Raw genomic sequence first — 22,330 nt, forward strand, 5'->3', positions numbered from 1 at the left:
CCATTTTTTTTGTTTGATTTAGGCGAAAGTCAACAAAAAAAGGTGGCGAAGCCACCCACACATGTTGATGAAGAGCCAAAAAATTATTTTTTATACACTCTAATGTAGTCCACCAGCATTTCGTTGGGGAATTGAGAGTCGTCGATTTCGAAGCCCGGCCAGGTACCGCCAACAGCCACGTTTAGGATGAAGAAAAAGTCCTTGTGGAAGGTTCCCATTTCGCCGGCGGCGTCCTCAATCCCGATTTCCTGGTACTTGAAATCGTCCACGTACATGGTGATGGCGCTCTTGTCCCAGGTCATTTTGTAGTTGTGGAACTGGGTGATGTCCATGGGGTAGGAGGTACCGTAGTATTCCTTGGTGTTGTTGCCGTATTCGGCGTGTTGACCTTCGTGGGCCCAGTGGTGGGTGCCATAGACTACGCTTTCGTCGTTGACGGCTTCAATAATGTCGATTTCGCCGCAGGTGGGCCAGCTGACCTGATCAATGTTCTTGCCTAGCATCCAGAAGGCGGGCCAGATTCCCTTGCCGGAGGGCAGGGCGATGCGGGCCTCGATGGTGCCGTAGGTAAATTCGAACTTGCCCTTGGTAATGATTCGGGCGGAGGTGTACTTGGCGGTTCCGAAGTCTTCCTTCTTGGCGGCAATGTGGAGGATGCCGTCCATCACGTAGGTGTTTTCGGTACGGTCGGTGTAGTATTGGAGTTCGTTATTGCCCCAGCCGGAATTTCCTGTTTCGTAGGTCCATTTGGTAAGGTCCAGGGCGGTGCCGTTAAATTCGTCGGACCAGAAGGCTGTGGGGTCGGCGGGGGTGTCCGTGGGGAGTCCTGCGGATTCGCTGCTGGCAGGGTCGTCTGCGGAACTTGACTGCGCAACGTCTGCAACAGAGCTACTAGAAATAGACTCGTTGCTGCTACTAGATTCCTCGACTACGCTCGGAATGACATTCTGGGAACTGCTAGAAGGTTCCGCGGCGGAACTTAACGGATTCTCCACGGCAGAACTTGCCGGCGTTGCGTCATCGGAGCTTACCTGCGCTACATCTGCGGAACTTTCCAGAACGTCACTCACGGAACTTGATTCGGGAGCATTGTTGTCAGTACCTGCTGGACTGTCTGATGAACACGCGAAAAAGTTAGCGCTTGCCAACAGGAGTGCAAAAAAGTAGCGTTGAACGTTTGCCAGTTGCATAATTCAAAATTTAATCTCTTTTGTGTCGAGTTCTCATTGAACTTTTGTATATTCTCGCTTGCATTAGCGAATGCAACATAGTTTATTAGATCACTTTCCTGCCTTGTGGCGGAGGTGGTCTTTTTTTATGCTGACAAAAAATGACCTGTGAAAATGAGTGTATTTACAAAGTGTAATACGTTTTGTATATTAAATTCTGATCGGGGGCGTGTGTGAATATTACGGACCATGCGGCCGATCAGATGAAAAGGCGTGGCTTTACCACAGAAATGCTGGGGCAGCTTTTGAAAGGACGATACTGGTTGAAACCATCGCCTCAACGACAGAATCGTTATTTGGTGACGGGCTTTGTTGATGGAAAATGGTGGACTGTGGTTACCGAAAGTGATTTGTATACTATGGTAACAGTAAGGAGAGCTCATGCGTCGGAAATTGAAAGTGATTAGAAGGATAAATGACGATTTTACCTTGGTAGAGGATTGGCATACTAAGGAAGAATTGGAAGAGATAGAAAATGAAGTGGGGGTGGGCGAAGGTATTGTAATCCCTGCTGGCGAACCTGGCGAGTCCGTTGACCAAGCTTTGGAACGTGCACGCAAGGCCATAAGAGAATATGAAAAACAGCAAAAGAAAGTTTATTCCTTCCGTTTGAAAATCAAGACCGTAGAAGGTTTGAAGAAAAAGGCCGCCGCCCTTGGCATTCCTTACCAGACCTATGTGGGAACTATTCTTGATCAGTTTGCTGTTTAATAGGTAGTCATGCCCATCCAACTTTCTGACCATTTCAATTATTCTAGGCTTCTGCGGTTTACCCTGCCCTCTATCGCAGCCATGGTGTTCACGTCCATCTATAGCGTTGTGGACGGCTACTTCGTTTCCAACTATGCGGGGGCACAGTCCCTGGCGGCGGTGAACATGGCCTGGCCCGTGATTATGATCCTAGGAACCCTGGGCCTGATGTTCGGTATTGGCGGTAGTGCCTTGATTGCGGCTGCCCAAGGTCGCGGTCGCTTGAAACGTGCCAATGAATATTTCTCACTGATTGTGTATGCGGCCATGGGGCTGGGCGTACTTCTGACGGTTATCACTTGGTTCTTGATGGAACCTTTGATGAAGATGTTGGGAGCCGAAGGCGGCCTGTTGTCAGACTGTATTTTGTACGGTCACATTGTTCTACTGGGACTTGTGCCTTTCATTATGCAGATGATGTTCCAGACCTTGTTCATTACGGCGGAAAAACCGCAGTTGTGTTTTTATGTGACTCTTGGTGCCGGCGTTGCCAACATGTTCCTGGACTGGCTTTTGGTGGGCATCCTGGGCTGGGGCTTGTTTGGCGCTTCTGTGGCTACGGATGTGGGTTTCCTCATAGGTGGCATTATTCCTCTGGTCTATTTCGCCCGCAAGAATTCCAGCACTTTGCGCCTGGGTAAAACTCGTTGGATGCCTCACGCTTTGATCAAGGCGGCTTTCAATGGAAGTTCCGAATTGCTGTCCGGGATTTCCTCTTCCATCGTGACTTTGCTTTATGATTATCAGCTGTTGCGTTTCGCAGGCGAAAACGGTGTGGCTGCTTTTAGTGTCATCATGTACATCACCTTCGTATTCTTTGCGCTGTTCATCGGCTTCAGTAATGGAATCGCTCCCGTCATTTCGTACCATTTCGGTGCCCGCAACAAGGACGAATTGAAAAACCTGTTCAAACGCTGCTTTGTGATTATTGGTGTCTCTGGTCTTGCCATGTTTGGCTTGGCGGAGACTTCCGCGTCCCTGCTTTCGAAAGTTTTTGTAGGCTACGACGTAGATCTCTATAATATGACGGTCTATGCCTTCCGCATTATCAGTTTCTGTTTCCTTCTTTCTGGCTTCAACATCTTTGCGTCATCTTTATTTACCGCTCTGAACAATGGCCTAATTTCTGCCACCATTTCCACTAGCCGTTCCATTGTTTTTGAATTGGTGTCGGTGCTGTTGCTGCCGCTCCTTTTCGGAATTGACGGTATTTGGTTTGCTATTTGGGGTGCAGAAATAGCCACCATTATTATGGCGGCTATCTTCATTATTCGTAAGCGAAAAACTTACGGCTATTTGTAATGTACGGCGTTAAACCTTTTTTAGATGTCAAAGTCGCTGCAAGAGTAAGAAGTTATTGAATCCAGCGACTCTGCTCTGAATCCGGAATCCAGCGCTTCCGATATCGAATCTATTCATCAGGTTCGCCTGATGGCTGCCGGTCTCAAGGCTGCACTCAAGGCTCGTTTCCATGCAGGCGTCTACCTGGTAAAGCAGGGCGCTGTGGTCAAGAGTGTTACGGTTAAGTAATCCGAAACGTCTAACGGAAAAGAATTAAGCCACTCCTTCGGGAGTGGCTTTTTCGCTGTATAAAACGTTTTGTTTTGGGGGCCTCGGAAAGGGCTGTCTAACTAGTCCTGGGGGGCTTCGGGCGGAACGCGGGCGATGCTGCCCACGGTGGCGCGGCAGGCCTTGATCAGGTCGGCGGGGACGATCTTCAGCTGCAGTCCACGTTCACCGGCGCTCACGTAAATGTAGGGGAAGTTGTTGCAGGTCTCGTGCATAAAAATAGGGAAGTTCTTCTTCAGGCCAAGGGGGCTGCAACCGCCACGGATATAGCCTGTCAGCGGAGTCAAATCTTTCAGGGGAACGGTTTCGATTTTCTTGTTGCCGCTAACCTTGGCGGCACCCTTCAGGTCAACTTCGAGATTGCCCGGCACCACACACATGAGGTAACCGATCTTGTCGCCATGAACAAGGATGGTCTTGAAAACCTGGTTGATGTCTTCGCCCAGGGTGTCGGCTACATGCTGTGCGCCCAGGTCATTTTCGTCCACCACATAGGGAATCAGTTCGTAGGAAATTTTCTGCTTGTCCAGGATGCGTGCGACATTTGTCTTCTTGATTTCTGCGGCCATTTGAAACTCTCTTGATTTTTCCCAAATATAAAAACTGCGGAGATTCCCTGCAATAAGGCTAGCGTATGGATTCCTTGAGGGCGGCCAATGCCTTTGCCAACTGCGGGTCCATGGAGTCGGGAGAATTTTCCTGGCGGAGTTGTCTTGCCTTTTCCAGGGCGGCAGACGTGGGGTTGTTCATGATGGCTCGGGCGACTTTTGTGGCCTTTGGTACAAGAGGCTGCTTTAGAGGTTCCAATAGCGGTTCTAGACCGTTGACCTTGATTTCGTACAGCAGTCCCAGTAATTCTCCCAGGTGACCGTTTGGGAAACCTTTGGAATGGTACCACACTACATAGGGTTCGGGTAAGTCGATAAGCCTTACGCCTTGATAGCGGCCAAACGGCATGGTGGTGTTGGCAAGTTCTAGGAGTACTTCGGGATTCACGCCGAAAAAATACTATAAGATGACTTAATTGAAAGTCGCCAAAACGACAAAGTTGTTAAATATGGTTTGATTATGAATGAGCGCACCGCCATATTGATTGGTTGCGGCACGATGGGCAAGCGTCATCGTTCCCGCTTCGAAGAAAACGGAGTCCGTTTTACGGAAACTCTGGATATGGATGCTGCTGAAATCTTGAAGCAGGAAAAGTGGACCCGCCCGGATTTTGCGGTGGTGGCGTCCCCTGCGTCGACCCATTACGAATATGCCAAGTTCTTTCTGGAACGTCGGATCCCCGTGCTGGTAGAAAAACCGTTGGCTGTTTCTGCTGACCAGGCCCGAGAACTCGTGAAGTTGGCCCAGGAGAACGAGACTCTTCTTTTTGTGGCCCAGTCCGAGTGCTATAACCCTATTTTCCTGAACTTCCGTAAGCACCTGCTGGTGGACCTGAAAAAGGCCGCTTCTGGACCTGCTCCTCTGAAGGTCAAGCTGGAATTCCGTCGCGAACATGGTTACAGCCCCCGGTGTCGTGATGTGGATGTGGCGTTGGACCTGCTGGTTCATGACGTCAGCCTGTTCCTGAATCTGTTTGACGCTAGAGACGTGGTGATGGTCGATGACGGCCGTGGATGCGCCTGTGGTGACCGCATCCGTATGAGCCTCAAGGTGGTGTCTGGTGAGTTTGCCGGCGTCGAGGCGGAGTTTATGGCCGACCGCGATAGTGAACATGATGCCCGGACCATTTCTGCTGAATTTGGTCGTAATGGAGACGATCCCGGTTTTGACTATTCTGTGAGCCTTGTTCATTATACGTCTTCTGGAGATGTGGCCCACATTCCCGATTCGCTGGATAACGAACATCGGTTCTTTTTGAAATTGTTGGCGGGGGCTTGCGGTGAGTGGGGAAATCGCGCCTTGTTGAATGCCGCCAATGCCGTAATTCTTGCCGCTGGAGAGGCTTCGGCGATTAAGGGATGAATTATTGGCGTCTTAGATGAATTTCGTCTAACTATAAAAAAGGCCCCGCCTTGGCAGGGTTTAAAAGTTTGCATTCCCTATCGGACGTCCACCATTAAATGGCTTGCATCTTGGTAGTGCTCTTGTGGTTGTACATCATGTGGCTGGCGTCCTTGATCAGATATTCCAGGTCGTCGCCCTTGCCCTGGGAGTAGCCCACCGCTGCAGAAATCTTGATTGAAGAACCGCTGTTCAGCTGATCCACCTTGACGTTCCACTTTAGAAGGGCCCTGTTGATGTCGCCCTTGGTGGAATTTTCAATAATAAGGATAAAGCGGTCGCCGCCGTAACGGAATAGGCGCTGTGTGGGAGTCTGCAGAATCTTGATGGAATCAGCGGTCATGGCTACCAGCGTGTCGCCAACGCTTTGTCCGTGGAGATCGTTGATCCGCTTGAGATCGTTGATGTCCCAGACGATTACGGAAATGCTCTTGAGGGTGGGGTAGAATTCCTTGGTGAGGCGGTCGAAGCAGATTCGGTTGAAGACGCCTGTCATGAAGTCGATGTCGGTTTTCTGGCCTAAGGCCATTTCGCGCTGGGTGCGGGATTCAATCTGCTTGGAGATGTGGAACAGGACCGGCAGGAACGAAATCAATATGAACCACTGGGGCACGATGAAGAATACGAACAGGGCGAGGTTGATGGGCATGCCCGGATCATTGGGTCCGAAGGTTCCCGCTACAATCTGCTGAATATAATATTCGGTGGTGTTGGCGGTGAACAGCAGCATGTTGCCGTTGCACAGGCCGAAATAGTAGCCGCCATATACGTTGACAATGTGGCCGATTAAAGTCAGGATGTAGGCGAACCGGATCACCTTCTTGCTGCGGTACTGCACCGATAGGAGAATCGGGAATATGGTAATCAGCAACGCGTGGTAAGTCAGCATGACAGCGATGAACTGGAAACTGACCGTGGCAAAGAATAGGGCTACGTACTTGGTGCGGCTATCGCCCAAGCCGAGAACGCGGGCCACGCTAAATGTGATGGCATTGATAAGGATGCTTCCGAAGAAGCCGATATTCATAATGGACTGCTCCACGATGAATATGCTCAGGAGATTTAGAACCCAGACCACGCCGAACAGCGCAGCCGTAAAACCAATGGCCTTCAACGTAAAGGCATTGGCGGTGAGCTCAAACTCCTTAAGGTATTCCTTAGTCATATTTTGAAAATAACAAAACTTTTATTGATGTGAATAGAATCACAGCGAAAAATGTAAAAAATGTTAAACCGTTTTGAAATTATGTAATAAGAATAACGTTTTTGGACTATTCCAGTGTGATATATGTCAAAATGACGATGAGGCAATATGTCCGAAAAGTCCGCGGAGCAAATACGAAAAAAGCCCGCGGCAAAACCGCGGACTTTTTAGCAGTGAGTTTCGAGTGATGGGTAATGAGTTAAAGTTAGGTGCCTTCGGCACGATTATTAAATCTCAAAACTCGAACCTCAAGCCTGTTACAGCTTGATGCTGCAAGCCTTGGCGTTCCAGATTTCCTTAGCGTACTGGTCGATGGTACGGTCAGAGCTGAACTTGCCCATGCGAGCCACGTTCAGGATAGCCATTTCTGCCCAGTGCTTCTTGTCCTGGTAAGCTTCTGCGACCTTCTTCTGCATGTCGACGTAGCTACGGAAGTCTGCGCAGAGCATGTACGGGTCGTGGGTCAGGAGCTTGTCTGCAATGTGCTTGAACAGGTCCGGACGATCCGGGCTGAAGAAGCCAGAGCCGATCAGGTCGATCACGCGACGGAGATCGTCGTCGGATTCGTAGAAGTCGCGAGGACGGTAGCCCTTAGCGAGAAGGTCGGTCACTTCTTCAACGGTGAGACCGAAGATGAAGATGTTTTCGTCGCCGACTTCTTCCTTCATTTCGACGTTAGCGCCATCGAGAGTACCGATGGTGAGAGCGCCGTTGAGGGCGAACTTCATGTTACCGGTACCAGAAGCTTCGGTACCTGCAGTGGAGATCTGTTCGGACAGGTCTGCTGCCGGGATGATCTTTTCTGCGAAGGAAACGCGGTAGTTTTCCAGGAAGACCATCTTCAGCTTGCCCTTACATGCCGGATCAGCATCGATGATTGCTGCGACAGCGTTTGCAAGACGGATGATCTGCTTAGCCATCCAGTAACCCGGAGCGGACTTACCACCGATCATGATGGTACGCGGCATGATTTCCTTGCCGTCCTTGATCTGGATGTACAGGTGGATAGCGTGGAGGATGTTCAACAGCTGGCGCTTGTATTCGTGAATACGCTTGACCTGGACGTCGAAGAACATGTTGGTATCCAGTTCGACACCCTGTGCTTCCTTCAGGTACTTGGCCAGGCGTTCCTTGTTCTGCTTCTTCACGTCCATGAAGGCCTTCTGGAACTTGGCGTCCTTGGCCAGCTTTTCCAGCTTGCGCAGATCGTCCAGGTCCTTAACCCAGGAGTCACCGATCTTGGAGGTGATGAGGTCAGACATAGCCGGGTTAGCCTTGCGGACCCAGCGGCGAGGAGTAACGCCGTTAGTCTTGTTGTTGAACTTTTCAGGCCACAGTTCGTAGAAGTCCTTGAACAGGGTGGTCTTGAGAAGGTCGGAGTGCAGAGCGGCCACACCGTTCACAGCGTAGGAACCTACGATGGAGAGGTATGCCATGCGGATCATCTTGCAGCCACCTTCTTCGATGAGGCTCATGCGGCCGAGACGTGCGTTGTCGCCGGGCCACTTGAGGGAAACCATGCGCAGGAAGCGGGCGTTGATTTCGAAGATGATCTGGAGATGACGGGGGAGCAGCTTTTCGAAGAGGCTGACGGGCCACTTTTCCAGAGCTTCCGGCATCAAGGTGTGGTTGGTGTATGCGAAAGTCTTGGTGACGATTTCCCATGCTTCATCCCATTCCAGGTTTTCTTCGTCCAGGAGGATGCGCATCATTTCGGCGATGGAGATTGCCGGATGGGTGTCGTTCAGCTGGATAGCCACCTTTTCGGGGAACATCTTCCAGTCGTTGTTGTGGAGCTTCTTGAAGCGCTTGATGATGTCCTGCAGAGAAGCGGAGCAGAGGAAGTACTGCTGCTTGAGGCGCAGTTCCTTACCGTTCATGGAGGAGTCATTCGGGTAGAGAACCTTGGAAATGGTTTCGGAAAGTTCCATGTCCTGCACAGCGGCGATGTAGTCACCGTTGTTGAAGTAGGAGAGGCCGAAGTCGTCGGTGGACTTGGCGCTCCAGAGGCGCAGGTTGTTCACGGTGTTGTTCTTGTAACCCGGAATCGGAGTATCGTAGGGGAGGGCCAGGACGTAGTCCTTGGTTTCCCAACGGTTGCGGAGCTTGCCCTTTTCGTCCATCCAGCTAACGACGTAGCCGTAGAAAGGAACCTTGATTGCGTTAGCCGGGCGAGCGATTTCCCACGGGTTGGGGAGACGCAGCCAGTTATCCGGCTGTTCTTCCTGTTCGCCGTTCACGATCTTCTGGCTGAACATGCCGTATTCATAACGGATGCCCATACCGGTGGCGGGGAGTTCGAGAGTTGCCATGGAATCCAGGAAGCAAGCGGCGAGACGGCCGAGACCGCCGTTACCGAGACCTGCGTCCACTTCCTGTTCGCGGAGGTCTTCCAGGCTCATGCCCAGTTCATCGAGAGCTTCGGTCACAGCACCTTCGACGTCCAGGTTCAGAACGGAGTTGCCGAGGGTACGGCCGATCAAAAATTCCAGAGACAGATAGTAGACGCGCTTCACGTCCTTTTCGTAGTAGGTTTCCTGGGTCTTGATCCAGCGGTCTACCAGACGGTCACGGACGGCGTATGCCACTGCCAGGAACTTTTCGTGGTCGGTAACAGTAACGCTGTTACGGGCCAAGGTGTGATGAATGTGGTCGGTAAAGGCCTTACGGAAGGATTCCGCATCGGTGCCGAGCACGGGGGCTTCTACTTTCTTAGTTGCTTTTGCCATAAGACATCCCTATGGGTTTGTGGTTAAAATTTTCTTACATGAAGTTTAGAAAAAAATGGGGATTATATAAAGGCATAGGGGATTATAAAAGGTTTTTTTGTTGGATAAATCACAACTAGCTTTTTTATTTTATAGCCATGAAAGTTGCAGTTCTTGGATCTACAGGCCTTATTGGTAAAAATGTGGTCGAACTTCTGTCCCGCCTAGACCAGGTTGTACGGGTTTATTGCCCTGTACGTACGATACCTGGAACAGATGGCGCGCCTGACCTTACGTCCATGGGTATTTTACAGGGTGCGTCAAAATTGGATTTTGAGGTGGTGGACTTCGGGAAACTTGCCGCAGACGGTGAAGGAAATAAGAAATTACTCGCCGGATTTTTAGGCTGTGAAGCCGTAATCTGCTGTCTGGGGACGACCATCAAACAGGCGGGATCCAAGGCGGAACAGGAACGTATCGATACCCGTTTGCCCTTGACCTGTGCGGCCATCGCCAAAAGGGCGGGGGTCAAGAACTTCCTTTGCGTTAGTGCCATGGGGGCAGATTCCCATTCCCCCTTCTTCTATAATCGACTGAAGGGTATGCTGGAAGACGGTCTGACCATGATGAACTTCGAAACACTGACCCTGGTCCGTCCGTCCTTGCTGTTGGGTAAACACAAGGACCGTCGAATCGGTGAAGAACTGATGCAGAAACTCTTTGGCAAGAATCCTATGCTGGTGCCCAGCTTCTTTAGACCGGTACACGCCGAGACGGTGGCGGCTCACCTTGTGACTTCGCTGCTGAAACCGCCCAAGGACCACGTCTGCGTTTCTGACAACGTAAAAGGCAAGCGTATCATCTATAATAGAACGCTTGCCAAGACGAAAGTGGATCAGTTGTTTTAAAATTCTTTTAGCTGCAGGATGCGTTGCCGTAGGAGGCTTGGCATTTCTCCTTGGCGTTGTCCCAGGCTTCCTTCAGACGTTCTTTCTCTTCCTTAGAACAGTGGGTGCAAGAAGTGTAGGCTTTACGGGCTGCATCCAATGCTTGTTTGTCGGATGATTGATTGCCTGTATTGGTATTAGTGTTTGTATTTGTGTTGTTGTCGGTTTTGCCGTCTGCACCGTCATCTGTCTTATCGGTGAAGTTGTTATCATCGCTACCGCTAGCAGAAATTTGCGTGGCGTTCGCGCAGTCTCCGATTAGAGTGTTGCCGATTTGCCAGTTAGAGGTAAATGCAAGACAGGGCTCATAGCTGAGATTGTAGTTGAAACTGACAGAATTTTGGCTGGAAGGGGTCATCTCGATAGACCACCAGCTTCGCATACCGCATTCGTTAAGCGCAACCAGGTTGGTGGCTCCCCATCCGATAAGACTTGCGCTCAGTCCTTCCCGAGAAATCTTTTCATCGGTAATGGCTCCCTGGCTGTAGCAGAAATTTTCTGTGGAACCGTTCCCGGGGGCGATGTAGCCGATAGTTTTCCAGTTGCCTAGGGCTGAGTTTTCTGCCAGGTAGATGTCCTGGAGCTTGACGTAACCAGAGGCGGCTACGGGAACTTCACTTGCCTTGGCCTTGGCTATGGAGTTGAACAGTTTGGGGGTACCTACGGCTGCAAGAACGCCGAGGATTACGATTACCACCATAACTTCAATAAGAGTGAAACCTTTTTTCATAAAAATCCTTCTTAGTATAATAGATATAACTTAATCCATCAAAAAAAAGGTTCCCGCTATTGCGGAAACCTTAGTCTTTTTGACAATATTCAGGGGTTTAGGCCTTGAATTTGGTAAACTTGTAGAGATATTTGGCTGTCTGGATGGGAGTTTTCAGGAAGGCGGACTTCTTGTAGCCGCTCAAGGCGAAGCCCTGCAGCACCTTGTAGAGCCCAACCTGGTCTTCGCGGTTCAGTTCCAGCAGGAATCTGCGGAACTTGTATTCGAAGTCGTGCATCTTGCCAAAGTAGTCGTAGCAGCGCTTTTCGTAAGTCTTCAGGAACTGCTTGGAAAGATTGTCTTCCTTGAATGCTTCAACCACGGTCTGGGCGCAGAATCGGCCCGCGCGCATTGCTGCCGCAATGCCGCCGCCCGTAAGCGGATTGGTATGATGGGCGGCGTCGCCCACCAGGGCGAAGCGGTCCAGGGTATAGTCCTTCAAGACGCTGGAAACGGGAATCACGCCGCCGACCACATGGTCAATTTCTGCGCCGGGGAACAGCTTGTGCAGCCATTCCAGGGTTACGTCGTAAATGGTTTCGTTCTTGTGGGGAATCAGGAAGCCTGCGCCAAACTTGGTCATGTTGGACTTCTGCTTGGGGAAACTCCAGATGTAACCGTCATTGATAAAATCATGGCCCTGCCAGAAGGTCAGGTAGTCGGGGCGGGTCAGCATACCCTTCACATGGAAGTCGATACCGTTGCAAGTCATGCCCGGCTTCTGGATGCAGTCCAGTCCGACCATGCGGCCGATACGGCTTTCGACACCGTCGGCGGCGATGACCATCTTGGCCAAAATTTCCTGAGTGGATTCGGCGGTGACAGATCCGTCGCCGTTGCCCTTGCCCAACACGACACGGACCCTGCGGTAGCCGTCATTGCCTGCGGATTCAACGTCGCTTACAAATTCAGCGCGGGCGCAGGTAACAACTTCGGCACCGTCGTCGGCTGCAAGTTTGGCCAGCCACGGGTCAAACTTTTCGCGGTTCAGCATGATGCCAGTAGCCGGCTTGGGCACTTCGATGTTCACGCCGTTGGGGCCGTAGATATAAAGACCGTTGATAATGGTTTCGATGCAGTCTTCGTCGATGGGGCCGTAAGTCTGCAGGTCCTTCATGCTGGTGCTGGCTTCACCGCAGCGTACAGGGTAGCCGATGCGTTCACGCTTTTCAAGGAGCAAGGTCTTGAGGCCTGCCTTGGCTACATTGCGGGCGGCTACAGAACCACCGGGGCCTGCGCCAATCACCACTACGTCATACTTGTTATCAAGCATCGTCCACCTCCATGATCTTGAGGGCTCCTACGGGGCAGGTGTTGGTGCAAAGTCCGCAGCGGACGCACTTTTCGTAATCGATCTGCAAATCCAGACCGTACATGTCTAGGGCCATCTTGGAGCATACGCCGACGCAGCCGGCGCACTTCAAGCACTTGGTCTTGTCGTGGACGAGTTTCTTCATAAGGTTTAATATAAAAACTTTAAAGCCGATTTTGTGGGCGAAGTATTTTTGGCGGTGGCTATCAAATAAAAAGATCGCTTGCCACCGCCTTTTTTGCAAAGCATTTCTTTCAATGCCGTCCCCGAAACCTACTTTTGCAGTTCCTGGAAGGCGATGAGCCAGGCTTTGAGACGGTTCCAATTGTTGTCGCGTTCTTGTTTGATGCCTTCATCTATCTTGAACACGACAAAGTCTCTCAATTTTGCATCTCCAATGACGATTGGGGAACTATTGATCCACGATCCAAAATGGTCGTTGACTTTTAGATCTGTGTCACGGATTATTTTGCCGTCAACAGCGATGGTCAAGTGTACTCCCACAAAAGCGATGGAGTAGATGTGCTCGCCTCCGTCTAGGATTGCTGCCTTTCCGTAAATTGTCGTGTCCGTAACGGAGCCGTCAAGGCCGCTATAGATTCGTGAGCAGATGCTCTTGGGGTCTGTTTCGCATTGCCCGATTTCATAGCCGATAGTCAACTTTTTTTCGTCACTGATACTATCAAGAACGCTGATGAACGCAGATTCGTAATTTTCGTTGCTTCCGTCAACCTTTATCTTGAAGCTATATCCGATATTCTTGCGCTCATAGTGGCCTTTGTCAATGACGGTGTCCTGTGCAGAACTTTGGGCGACAAATATATTGGAGGAAATCCCTAAATCGGATGCATCAACAATATTGTAGGTCGCTGTATCTTGTGCATTTAAGTTGATTTCTGCCCAATAGCGGTTTTCTCTCCCGTTGCTTTCGATGAACGTTGATTTTGAAATACTGTTCCCGTTGACCAAAATGGGGACGCTTATATCCTTGTCGAAGGAATATTGCACCAGAACTTTATCTAGAGTCTTGTTGCTGAAGGAATCAAGCAATGCCAGTGCGGTTTCAGGAATAACGAATGACAAGGAATTTGAGGACTCCTTGGTGATGACAGGAGTGCTCAAGGACTTGCAAATGGCGTTGGTGTATTCCGATGATGTTCCTGCCGCATTCGTGACGTATGTGCAGAGGTTCTGGTAAATGCCTTCGGGGATGTTTTCCATGAGGAAACTTCCCGCAGTCAACTCATCTTCGGTAAGAACATGGCAAGCATTGGAAAAGTCCAGACAGACTTTATCGCTTGCCGAGAAATCGTTCTTGTTGAATTGAATTTCCAGGTTTGTAGTCTTGCGGATTTCTTGCGGTTTGATTTCTAGGTATTTGCCATCGTCGTCAGAAATTCGCTCAGCATTCTTCAGGTCCAGCTTGCTGTAGCTTGCGAGGGAATCGTTTTCTGATCCGATCATGAGGGCGTAGCGAATATAAACGACGGCCTGGCCCTTTTCGTTCCTCTCAAAACTTTCGTCGATGGGATCAATGTTAAGGTAGGTCGCTTTGTAAACGACATCGTCAAAAACGAAATTTCCGTTATTGTCTGTAGAAGTTTCTCTTACGGATGTTTCGTGGCTTAGGCCATTTCCGACATCATAGTCTCCTTCAATTCTCTTTAAGAGGACGCGGGTGTTTTTCAGCGGATTGCCGTCAGTGTCTACAGCAGAGCCCTTTACCCTTGCCTGGGCGTAATCTCGGTTGAAGGAAATGCATGCAAGCTCTGTTCCGTACTCGGCATCTTGCAATGAGGCGTTTTTCCTTAAGGAGTTTGGAATGCTGGTGCTGCAACCATCTACGTTTACAATCTTGTCGCCGTTTTCGTCAATGGTTGCCGTCTGTCCGGATTCAGTCTCGGTCAAAACGCCTGCGGTGGTGCTGCTTTCGGAACAGCCCATGACACTTGCTGAGCACAATGCAGCGATGCTCATGCTTGCAACGAAACCACGAATCTTTCGTAATTCGTAATTCATAATTCGTAATTTCATTACTTGCCCTCCGGATCCAGGTTAGAAAACAGGTGTAAGTTCAGTTGATAGACGCTGTCGGCCTTGGCCTTGTCTTCGCCGATGATGCGTCGTGCCTTGGCCTTGAATTCCTGCACGGCGGCTTCCAGGTCCTTGTAGGCTTCGCTTGAAATGCTGAAGGTCATGGTACTCATGACGGTTGGAACTTTTGGTGGAGTAATCAACGCCTGCTTTGAAAGCTCAAAGCACTGTAGCTGGTATTGCTTGATCAGTTCCGCGTTGTTGTAAGGTCCGCTGGAAATGGACTCCCGGGTGGGTTTCCAGAAACCTTCCTCGTTCTTGCGGGCGAGACCCAGACGCTGCAAAAGTTCCAGGCTGTCGCTCAACTTGCCCAGGGGAACCTTTGGGAAAATTCGTTTCTGCACCGGGGCCATATCGTCGCCCACATCCATGGCGTCCAGAATGGCGAACAGGGCGCTATGATACCAGTGGTTGTAATATTCGTAGGCGTCTGTGTTGATGATGTGCTGCGGATTGGGGTGTTGACGCAACAGTTCTTCCATGGCGGCCTTGCGGATGGTGTCGTTCTTGGCCTGATCCACCTGGACCATGGTCTCGAAGTATCTTGCTTCTTTCTTTTCGAGGCCCAGGACTTCGATGAACTTGGTCACCATGCGGGGACTAACTTTCTTGCCTCTGAGAACATCGGCGAAGTAGCTGCGGCTCTTTTCCATGCCCAGCAGGTTGCAAATTTCGGTGCGGGTAAAACCGGGCTCCTGCTGTGCGCGGGCGGCCTGGTATTCTTCTAGATACTTGCGAAAGTGCGTAAACTGATAGATGTCAACAAATTTTTCCACAACTATAATATAGCATAAAATATTTAAAACATGAGAAAGTTTTTGAGAACATGTGCCGAGGCGCACAAATAAAAAAGCCCCCGATAATCGGGGGCCCTTATAAAAGTTAGACGGATTTGTCTTCGTTAACCCTTATTAGTACATCTTTTCGCCGGTAAGGCGCTTCTCGAAGTCGTCACGGCTCAGAGGCTTGTCGAAGAGGAATCCCTGTACGTGGCGGCAGTTCACGTCGTGGAGGAACTTGGCCTGTTCTTCGTTTTCCACGCCTTCGGCAATGACTTCCTTGTCCATTTCCTTGGCCATGTTGACCACGTTCTTCAGCACGATTTCGTCCTGGGAACCGGCCTTTCCGATGTTGTCCAATAGGGATTTGTCCAGCTTGACCACGTTGAAGTCGAAGTTCTTGATGACATTCAGGGTGGAATATCCGGTGCCGAAATCGTCGATGGAAACGGAAATTCCGTGGCTGCGCATGGCGCCAATGAACTTCTGCATGGCTACGAAATCATCATAGTCAGACACTTCGGTCAGTTCCACTTCCAAGTACTTGCTTTCGACTTCGTACTTGTTCATGATGGCGAAGAAATCTTCCGAGAAATTGGGGTTCTTCAGGTGCAACTTGGAGAAGTTCACTGAAGTACGGACCGGTTCGATGCCGGAGTTTACCCACTTACGGATGTCGCTGCAGACGCATTCAAATACGTAGAAATCCAGCTGACAGACGGTTCCTTCACGTTCCAGGATGGGCAGGAAATCTGCAGGGGGGACTACAGTCCTGTGGCGGAGCCAGCGGACCAGCGCTTCGGAACCGCACAACTGCTTGGTAATCAGGTCGACCTTGGGCTGATAATAGACCATGAATTCCTTGCTCTTGAGGGCGTTCTGGAATTCGCTGGAAATTTCTCTCTGGTGCAGGGCGTCGACCAGCATTTCGTTGTTGAAACGGATAATGTCGGTGGTCTTGACGTTCTTGGCGGTATTCAGGGCGATGGAACTGCAGTTCATCAGTTCGGAAACGGTGTCCTGTTCGCGAACCACGTAGACGCCCATACGGGCAGAAATCTTGAAATTGAGGGGCTTGGGACCCTGGCTCAGGGTGACATCCAGGCAAGAGAATTTCTTGATAATCTCTTCGGTATGTTCGTTTCGGACCAGGAAGAAGAAATTGTCGCCACCGAGACGGGATATGATTTCATCGGGGCCGAGAACTGCCTTGGCGGCGTTCACGTAGGCCTTCATGGCGATATCGCCGACCTGGGGACTCATAGACTTGTTAATGTACTTAAAATTCTTCAGGTTGGTGAAGATGCCCGTGTGTCCGACGAAATTCTTCTGGCTGATCAGTCTGCCCACGAAATTCATGAGGCCGGGCTGGTTGTCGGCACCGGTCATGTAGTCGATTGTCCTGGCGCGTTCTGCCATGCCCATGAGGCGGGCGCGTCCGCCCAAGATGAAACAGTCGTAGCAGATGAGCTGCAAAGCATCCCTTTCCTGATCTGTAAAGTCATGTCCGTCAACGGGATGGGCGTTAAAAGTAAAAGTGCCGCTTTCGGCTGTAGACATCACTTCGGCGATGTCTGAGCAGGTCGGGAGGGTGGGGAGCTTTTCCTTGTCATGGTAAATGAGCATTTTACCGTCGACGCCGGACTGGGCGAAGGTGGAAACCGGGGCTATAAGGCCACACTCCATGAAACCGACGTTCAGAACCCTTGCGATGGGCTCGATCATGCGGGATATCTGCGATAAAAGGACCTCAGGGGCAGTAATGGGGCTGAGAAGACCTTCCCTAAACCTCTTGTATTCGTCGCTGCAAAGCCTAAAGTCCATAATTTTCCTCAAAAAGAGCTAATCGGTTGTATGTCTTAAAGACAAAACCGAGCCAAATTTAAAAATCCGCGGTGCTTAGTGCAAGCAAAAATTGAGCAAAACCATCGGGACCGTGTTAAATGTTGTTTTTTATCACACATACTAATATATACCTAAAAAGAAGGATAAAAGTCAAATTTTACGTTTGTTTGTAAAAAATATTGGGCTGGTGGTGGAATTTTGACGGTTTAAGTGCCGTGTAGGGGTGTTTTGGAGGGCTCGGGGGGCATGGGGGCTTTGGGGTGTCCCCAAAAATTTCTACCTTTGCGCCGGCATTTAATGAGGTAAGCTCCTATGAAAAATGAGGCAGATAAGCCGAATTTCATTACGTCCTCCCTTGACTTCCTGGTCAACTGGGGCCGTACTAATTCTCTGTGGCCGTTCCCCTATGGTACGGCTTGCTGTGCAATCGAATTCATGAGTACGGAAGTGGGTCGTTATGACCTTTCCCGTATCGGTTCTGAATACGTGCGTTTTACGCCGCGTCAGTCCGATGTGCTGCTTGTGTCAGGTACTATTACATACAAGCAGGCTCCGATCCTGCAGCGCATGTACGAACAGATGGCAGAACCCAAGTGGGTGATCGCCATGGGCGCCTGCGCAAGCTCCGGCGGTTTCTATGACTGCTACTGCACCGTTCCGGGTATCGACCATATCATCCCCGTCGACGTCTATATCGGTGGCTGCCCCAGCCGTCCCGAAGCATTCTTCGACGCCATGTTCGACCTGCAGAACAAGATCAAGGACGAATCCTTCATGAAGCAGCGTGCGGAACGCGTCAAGGATCAGCTTGAAATGATCAAGGTGAAGACCGCCGAATGCAAGGCCGAGGCTAAGGCCATGGCTGCCGAAAAGGTCTCCGCCGCCAAGGATTTCCTGGTCGAAAAAGAACAGAAACTTATTAAGAAAGCACAGTTCTGGAAGGAGTAAAAATGGATTTTGCTGAAAAGACCGTTTCCCTCCTGGAAGAGAAGTTCGGCGGCAAGCGCGAACCTCTGGCCAAGTGGGACGCCTGTGTGGTGATTCCTAAGGAATACCTCCACAATGCAGTGGAGTTCCTGAAGAACGATAGTTCTACCCAGTTGGATATGCTGCTGGACGAAGCCGGCATCGACTATCTGACTTACCCCAATCACGAAGGTCCTCGCTTTGCAGTGAGCTACAGCTTCAAGAGCACCAAGGTTGCCGGTCGTCGCATCCGTCTTAAGGTGCTGGTCAGCGAAGCCGACCTGAAGGTCCCCACCATCACCGACCTGTACAAGAGCGCTGATTGGCTGGAACGCGAAGTCTTCGACCAGTTCGGAATTGTGTTCGAAGGTCACCCGGACCTCCGCCGCCTGTTGAACCATGTTGAATTTGTGGGCAATCCTCTCCGTAAGGATTACCCGGCCCAGAAGCGCCAGTGGCTTTCCACTAGCGACTACCTGATGCCCGAACTTGAAAAGCGCCTTGAATCCAAGGGTTACAAGGTGATCGAACGCTCCGAGGAAATCAATCCTGTGGACGAAGAATATCTTGAAGGGAGCAGACAATGATCGTATTAGATCCGAATGGCGAAAAGCTGAGCCTCATGTCCCTGAACGTGGGTCCCACTCATCCGGCTACCCACCACTGCGTACGCTTGCTTACCGCTCTCGACGGCGAAACTATCGTTGCCGGCGTTAGCGAAATTGGCTTTATGCACCGCGGTTTCGAAAAGATGGTTGAACGCGGCACCTGGCAGCAGGTGATTCCCTACACTGACCGCTTGAACTACTGCTCTGCAATGATGAACAACATTGCGTTCTGCCGTGCCGTCGAAAATATGTTCGGCATTGAAATTCCTGAACGCAACAAGGTTCTCCGCGTTATTGTGAACGAATTAAGCCGAATCAACGACCACTTCATTTGCGTGGCCGCTGCATTCCAGGACTTGGGTGGTACCACTCCGTTCATGTACGCATTTAACCCCCGCGAAGAAATCATGCTGATTTGGGAAAAGCTCACTGGCGCTCGTCTGACCAATAGCTTTGCCCGTATCGGTGGTCTGTATCGCGACACCTATAGCGGTTTCGAAGGTGATGTCCTGGCAGCCTGCAACTCTGTTGAAAAGGCTCTCAAGGATCTTCACGCCTGCTTGGACCGTAACCGCATCTTCCTGGATCGTACCGTTGGCGTTGCCAAGATTTCCAAGGAAGACGCTATCAGCTACGGCTGGACCGGCCCCGTGCTCCGTGCTACCGGCGTAGAAAGCGACCTGCGTAAGGATGAACCTTACTACGATTACGAAACCTATGACTGGGACGTTGTGGTTGGCACCAATGGTGACGCAAACGACCGTCTCCAGGTTCGTCTCTACGAAATCGAAGAATCCGTTAAGATTGTACGTCAGGCTCTGAAGCGTCTCGCTCCGGGTCCTGTTGACATTGTCGATCCTCGTATTCGCGTGCCGTCTCACAAGATGGCTTACCAGGATATGGAAGGCCTCATCGGCCGTTTCAAGAGCGTTTACGAAGGCATCCGCGTGCCCGAGGGCGAATACTACTGCGGTAGTGAATGCGCTAACGGCGAACTTGGCTTCACCATCATTGCCGATGGTTCCGGCCACCCGTACCGCATCAAGGTTCGTTCCCCCAGTCTCGCTCACGTTTCCGCTTTCAACTTCCTGGTTGAAGGTCTTACCTTGGCCGACTCTATGGCTACCTTGCCTGGCCTCAACATGATTGCAGGAGAACTTGACCGATGAGTGAACATATTAAAGGTGCAGTTCATTTTGTTGCAAACAACAATCTGAAGTTCGATCGTCCGGAACAGCCTATTGGTGCTATGCCGGATCCGGCACAGACCTTTGGCCACGTGAACAAGATTCAGGAACAGCCCAATCCCAAGGAAGTGCTGGAAAAGCTCTCCACTCCCGAAATCAAGGAACGTTGCGCTGACTTGCTGAGCCGTTACCCTGAAGGGCAGGGCGCACTTCTCGAAGTGCTGTGGCTTGTGCAGGGCGTGTTCGGCTGGGTTCCCACCGAAGGTATCCGCTGGGCTGCTAACGTTTGCGGTTGCGCTCCGGCTCATGCTCTTGGCGTCGCCACTTTCTATACCATGTATAACCATGCTCCCAAGGGCAAGTTCATGTTGCAGTTCTGCCGCAACATCAGCTGCGCTATCAAGGGTGCACAGCCCCTCATCAAGTACATCGAGAATAAGCTTGGCATCAAGTCCGGCGAAACCACTCCCGATGGCCTCTTCACCATTCTCCAGGTGGAATGCCTGGGCTCTTGCGGCAACGGCCCCATGATGCTGGTGAACGATGACTTCGCTACCGACGTTGTTGACGGTCAGCTGAAGATGAAGCGCGGCACTACTCTCACTGAAGAAAGCATTGACCGTATCGTCGAATGGTGCAAGGCTCATGCAGACAACGTTCCCAAGCACGACGTGCTGGGCGGTGTTGTTAAGGGTCATTGCGGTCATCCGGGCGCTCCTGGCGCAACTGCCAAGCCCCAGGTCAATGACTATGCTCCTCCCAGCCCCGTTCTCTGCGTCAAGGCTGAAGCCGATGCAGCTGGCGCTACCCTCACTTGGAAGGGTGCTCCGGAATTCACCAAGATCGTGGTTGAAAAGAAGTCTGGCAATGATTGGGTCGTCGTTGGCGAACCCGGCGTTAAGGACAAGGCTTTCGTGGATGCCGCTGGTAAGGTTGGCGATGAATATCGCATGATCGCTACCTCTGGCGAACGCGTGGCTAAGCCTTCCGCTGTTGCTGTTACCACTCAAAAGCCGGAACCGGTTGAAGAGAAGAAGGTATAATTATGGCAGAATGCGTAAAAGTTTGTACTGAAAACTTCGGCAAGGGCGCCCAGGACATTGAAGTCTACAAGAAGCTGGGCGGCTACGAAAATATTTCCGAACGCTTGTTCAATATGAGCCAGTTCGAGCTCATCGACTACGTGCAGCGCACCAATCTGCGTGGCCGTGGCGGTGCAGGCTTCCCCACCGGTATGAAGTGGAGCTTCGTGCCCCGCGGAACCGGCAAGCCCGTGTACATCGTGGTGAACGCTGACGAAGGCGAAGGCGGTACCTTCAAGGATCACTTCCTCATGTTGGAAGATCCCCACCGTCTTATCGAAGGCCTTATCATCGCCGCCTGGGCTCTGGGTTCCCGTGCAGCATACATCTACTGCCGTGGCGAATTCCTGCCCTGCATCGAAAGCCTCAACAAGGCTCTGAACCAGGCTTATGCCGCTGGCTACCTTGGCGAAAATATCTGCGGAACCAAGTTCTGCTTCGATATCTTCGTACATCGCGGTGCTGGCGCCTACATTTGCGGTGAAGAAACCGCACTCATTAACTCTCTCGAAGGCCAGAAGGGTCAGCCCCGCCTGAAGCCGCCTTTCCCGGCTGTTAGCGGTGCATGGAAGAGCCCCACCTGCGTGAACAACGTAGAAACCATTATGGCTCTCCCCTGGATCCTGAAGCACGACCCCAGCGAATACGCCAAGATGGGTACTCCCCGTGCAGGTGGTACCAAGGTGTTCTGCATTTCCGGCGACGTGAAGAATCCGGGCGTGTACGAAGCTCCTCTGGGCACTCCCATGATGACCATGATCAACGAATATGCCGGTGGCGTGGTCGGTGGCAAGCTGAAGGCTGTGCTGCCCGGTGGTTCTTCTTGCGCTCCTCTGACTGCAGAAGAAGCTGCGGTTGCAACCATGGATTACGAATGCCTGGCTTCCATGAAGACCATGTTCGGTTCCGGTGCTATGATCGTCATTAACGACACTCATAACATGGTTGACCTGTTGAATGTATTGGGTAATTTCTACAGCCACGAATCCTGTGGCCAGTGCACCCCGTGCCGCGAAGGTACCGGTCTTCTGCACCGCATGCTGAACCAGATTGTTGCTGGCAACGGTCACGACGGCGATGTGGAACTGATGCAGAGCCTTACCGGTGGTTTCGGTGGCGTGACCATTTGTCCGCTGTCCATCTCTCTGGGCGGCCCTGTAGCTTCCTACAGCACAAAGTTCCGCGCCGACTTCGACGAATACATTGCAAAGAACCCGGACCACGCAAAGCCGCGTGTCCAAGAAACCGCACGTCCTGGAATTTTCTGGTAA

20 protein-coding genes and 1 pseudogene are annotated in these 22,330 nt (G+C 51.2%); 10 read left to right on the forward strand and 11 right to left on the reverse strand.

Annotation, left to right across the window (positions count from 1 at the left end; translation table 11 throughout):
• Positions 1-83 precede the first annotated feature (83 nt).
• Positions 84-1,190, reverse strand: coding sequence for a glycoside hydrolase family 16 protein (locus MMG03_RS14735; RefSeq protein WP_249506618.1), 1,107 nt, complete (start codon positions 1,188-1,190; stop codon positions 84-86).
• A gap of 212 nt (positions 1,191-1,402) precedes the next feature.
• Here MMG03_RS14735 and MMG03_RS14740 point away from each other — a divergent pair, with 212 nt between their 5' ends.
• From MMG03_RS14740 to MMG03_RS14750, 3 genes are read left to right on the forward strand one after another with little or no spacing between them, the layout of a single operon-like run.
• Entirely contained in the window at positions 1,403-1,636 is a 234-nt protein-coding gene (locus tag MMG03_RS14740) for a hypothetical protein (RefSeq protein WP_158236683.1), read from the forward strand.
• On the forward strand, positions 1,611-1,940 hold the full coding sequence (locus MMG03_RS14745) for a hypothetical protein (protein WP_073159613.1): 330 nt from the start codon (positions 1,611-1,613) through the stop codon (positions 1,938-1,940). The genes MMG03_RS14740 and MMG03_RS14745 overlap by 26 nt, the downstream gene beginning before the upstream one ends.
• A 9-nt stretch (positions 1,941-1,949) precedes the next feature.
• The gene (locus tag MMG03_RS14750; RefSeq protein ID WP_249506619.1) at positions 1,950-3,281 is read left to right on the forward strand and encodes an MATE family efflux transporter; all 1,332 of its coding nucleotides are present in this window, start codon (positions 1,950-1,952) and stop codon (positions 3,279-3,281) included.
• A gap of 329 nt (positions 3,282-3,610) precedes the next feature.
• On the opposite strand, the gene ybaK is transcribed toward MMG03_RS14750, so the two are convergent.
• A complete protein-coding gene (ybaK, locus tag MMG03_RS14755; RefSeq protein ID WP_249506620.1) occupies positions 3,611-4,117 on the reverse strand; it encodes a Cys-tRNA(Pro) deacylase in 507 nt (168 codons plus the stop codon).
• Between the two features lie 58 nt (positions 4,118-4,175).
• Positions 4,176-4,544: a DUF3820 family protein gene (locus tag MMG03_RS14760; protein WP_101479690.1), complete on the reverse strand. Its 369-nt coding sequence runs from the start codon at positions 4,542-4,544 to the stop codon at positions 4,176-4,178.
• Between the two features lie 72 nt (positions 4,545-4,616).
• Between MMG03_RS14760 and MMG03_RS14765 the strand changes: the two genes are divergently transcribed.
• Positions 4,617-5,519 (forward strand): Gfo/Idh/MocA family protein, encoded by a 903-nt coding sequence (locus tag MMG03_RS14765; RefSeq protein WP_249506621.1) that lies wholly within the window; start codon positions 4,617-4,619, stop codon positions 5,517-5,519.
• 94 nt (positions 5,520-5,613) lie between these two features.
• Here the strand turns inward: MMG03_RS14765 and MMG03_RS14770 are convergent, their stop codons facing one another.
• Positions 5,614-6,723: a diguanylate cyclase domain-containing protein gene (locus MMG03_RS14770; protein ID WP_073159623.1), complete on the reverse strand. Its 1,110-nt coding sequence runs from the start codon at positions 6,721-6,723 to the stop codon at positions 5,614-5,616.
• 296 nt (positions 6,724-7,019) lie between these two features.
• Entirely contained in the window at positions 7,020-9,491 is a 2,472-nt protein-coding gene (locus MMG03_RS14775) for a glycogen/starch/alpha-glucan phosphorylase (RefSeq protein ID WP_073159625.1), read from the reverse strand.
• Between the two features lie 137 nt (positions 9,492-9,628).
• Between MMG03_RS14775 and MMG03_RS14780 the strand changes: the two genes are divergently transcribed.
• The gene (locus MMG03_RS14780; RefSeq protein WP_073159627.1) at positions 9,629-10,378 is read left to right on the forward strand and encodes an NAD(P)H-binding protein; all 750 of its coding nucleotides are present in this window, start codon (positions 9,629-9,631) and stop codon (positions 10,376-10,378) included.
• 7 nt (positions 10,379-10,385) lie between these two features.
• Here MMG03_RS14780 and MMG03_RS14785 read toward each other — a convergent pair whose 3' ends face one another.
• From MMG03_RS14785 to MMG03_RS14810, 6 genes are all read right to left on the reverse strand, one after another.
• Positions 10,386-11,147 carry a prepilin-type N-terminal cleavage/methylation domain-containing protein gene (locus tag MMG03_RS14785; protein ID WP_249506622.1) on the reverse strand — a complete coding sequence of 254 codons (762 nt, stop codon included), beginning with the start codon at positions 11,145-11,147 and terminating at the stop codon, positions 10,386-10,388.
• A gap of 97 nt (positions 11,148-11,244) precedes the next feature.
• Positions 11,245-12,459, reverse strand: coding sequence for an NAD(P)/FAD-dependent oxidoreductase (locus MMG03_RS14790; RefSeq protein ID WP_073159630.1), 1,215 nt, complete (start codon positions 12,457-12,459; stop codon positions 11,245-11,247).
• Positions 12,452-12,643, reverse strand: a complete 192-nt coding sequence (locus MMG03_RS14795) for a 4Fe-4S binding protein (protein WP_249506623.1) — start codon at positions 12,641-12,643, stop codon at positions 12,452-12,454. Before MMG03_RS14795 ends, MMG03_RS14790 begins: the two co-directional genes overlap by 8 nt.
• A 128-nt stretch (positions 12,644-12,771) precedes the next feature.
• Positions 12,772-14,517, reverse strand: coding sequence for a hypothetical protein (locus MMG03_RS14800; protein WP_112132185.1), 1,746 nt, complete (start codon positions 14,515-14,517; stop codon positions 12,772-12,774).
• 14 nt (positions 14,518-14,531) lie between these two features.
• Positions 14,532-15,368 (reverse strand): TIGR02147 family protein, encoded by an 837-nt coding sequence (locus MMG03_RS14805; RefSeq protein WP_249506624.1) that lies wholly within the window; start codon positions 15,366-15,368, stop codon positions 14,532-14,534.
• Between the two features lie 135 nt (positions 15,369-15,503).
• The gene (locus tag MMG03_RS14810; RefSeq protein WP_073238371.1) at positions 15,504-17,195 is read right to left on the reverse strand and encodes a GGDEF domain-containing phosphodiesterase; all 1,692 of its coding nucleotides are present in this window, start codon (positions 17,193-17,195) and stop codon (positions 15,504-15,506) included.
• Positions 17,196-17,528: 333 nt separating this feature from the next.
• Here MMG03_RS14810 and MMG03_RS14815 point away from each other — a divergent pair.
• The 5 genes and pseudogenes from MMG03_RS14815 to nuoF form a co-directional block, all read left to right on the forward strand.
• A pseudogene (locus tag MMG03_RS14815) lies at positions 17,529-18,029 on the forward strand (NADH-quinone oxidoreductase subunit B); the annotation flags it as partial.
• Positions 18,030-18,166: 137 nt separating this feature from the next.
• Positions 18,167-18,769 (forward strand): NADH-quinone oxidoreductase subunit C, encoded by a 603-nt coding sequence (locus MMG03_RS14820; protein ID WP_073238377.1) that lies wholly within the window; start codon positions 18,167-18,169, stop codon positions 18,767-18,769.
• Positions 18,766-19,959, forward strand: coding sequence for an NADH-quinone oxidoreductase subunit D (locus MMG03_RS14825; protein WP_073159644.1), 1,194 nt, complete (start codon positions 18,766-18,768; stop codon positions 19,957-19,959). The genes MMG03_RS14820 and MMG03_RS14825 overlap by 4 nt, the downstream gene beginning before the upstream one ends.
• Complete coding sequence (locus MMG03_RS14830) at positions 19,956-21,020, forward strand: NAD(P)H-dependent oxidoreductase subunit E (RefSeq protein WP_073238383.1); 1,065 nt, start codon at positions 19,956-19,958, stop codon at positions 21,018-21,020. The genes MMG03_RS14825 and MMG03_RS14830 overlap by 4 nt, the downstream gene beginning before the upstream one ends.
• Before the next feature lie 2 nt (positions 21,021-21,022).
• Positions 21,023-22,330, forward strand: coding sequence for an NADH-quinone oxidoreductase subunit NuoF (gene nuoF / locus MMG03_RS14835; RefSeq protein ID WP_249506625.1), 1,308 nt, complete (start codon positions 21,023-21,025; stop codon positions 22,328-22,330).

Origin of the sequence: Fibrobacter sp. HC4, assembly GCF_023373925.1 — a bacterium.
In the GTDB taxonomy this organism is placed as follows: domain Bacteria; phylum Fibrobacterota; class Fibrobacteria; order Fibrobacterales; family Fibrobacteraceae; genus Fibrobacter.